2 protein-coding genes are annotated in these 1,189 nt (G+C 71.0%); both read left to right on the top strand.

Annotated elements, in window-relative coordinates; genetic code table 11:
- The coding region (locus tag ACZ51S_RS34695; RefSeq protein ID WP_468804774.1) for a phosphoadenylyl-sulfate reductase at nt 1-663 on the top strand (663 nt) is incomplete at its 5' end.
- Nucleotides 664-698: 35 nt separating this feature from the next.
- On the top strand, nt 699-1,189 hold a 491-nt coding region (gene cysC, locus ACZ51S_RS34690; RefSeq protein WP_468804776.1), incomplete at its 3' end, for an adenylyl-sulfate kinase.

Raw genomic sequence — 1,189 nt, 5'->3', positions numbered from 1 at the left:
GCCGAGCGGGCGGGCCGGGACCTGGAGGACGCTTCCGCCCCGGAGATCCTGCGGTGGGCGGTGGAGACGTTCGGGGCCAGGTTCTGTGTGACGTCCTCGATGGAGGACGCGGTCGTGGCGCATCTGGCGTCGCGGGTGCTTCCGGGTGTGGACGTGGTGTTCCTGGACACGGGTTACCACTTCGAGGAGACCATCGGGACGCGGGACGCGGTGGCGGCGGTGATGGACGTCAACGTCATCACGCTGACGCCGCGTCAGTCGGTGGCGGAGCAGGACGCCGAGTACGGGCCGAGGCTGCACGAGCGGGATCCGGATCTGTGCTGTGCGCTGCGCAAGGTCAGGCCGCTGGAGGAGGGTCTGGCCGGGTATGACGCGTGGGCCACGGGTCTGCGCCGGGACGAGTCCCCGACGCGGGCGGACACGCCGGTGGTGGGCTGGGACGCGAAGCGGCGCAAGGTCAAGGTGTCGCCGATCGCCCGCTGGACGCAGGCGGACGTGGAGGCGTACGTGGCCGAGTACGGGGTGCTGACCAATCCGCTGCTGATGGACGGTTACGCCTCGGTGGGCTGCGCTCCGTGCACGCGTCGTGTGGTGGAGGGCGAGGACGTGCGGGCCGGCCGGTGGGCGGGGCTGGGCAAGACCGAGTGCGGGTTGCACGGCTGATGGCGACGAGTGAAGAAGTGACGGAGACGGAGCGGATGGGCGTGAGCGACCAGGGTGCCACGGTGTGGCTGACCGGGCTGCCGAGCGCGGGCAAGACCACGATCGCGTACGCGCTGGCCGAGCGGCTGCGCGCCGGGGGTCACCGGGTGGAGGTGCTCGACGGGGACGAGATCCGTGAGTTCCTTTCCGCGGGGCTGGGTTTCGGCCGTGAGGACCGGCACACCAACGTGCAGCGGATCGGGTTCGTCGCCGAGCTGCTGGCGAGCAACGGCGTCAAGGCGCTGGTGCCGGTGATCGCGCCGTTCGCGGACAGCCGTGAGGCCGTCCGTGAGCGGCACGCGGCCGCGGGGACCACGTATCTGGAGGTGCACGTGGCCACTCCGGTGGAGGTGTGCTCCGAGCGTGATGTGAAGGGCCTGTACGCCAGGCAGGCGGCGGGCGAGATCTCGGGTCTGACCGGGGTCGACGACCCGTACGAGGCACCGCAGAAGCCGGACCTGCGGATCGAGTCACACACGCAGACCGT

Source organism: Streptomyces sp. NPDC034043 (genome assembly GCF_055575675.1).
This window is presented reverse-complemented; position numbering and strand designations above follow the sequence as displayed.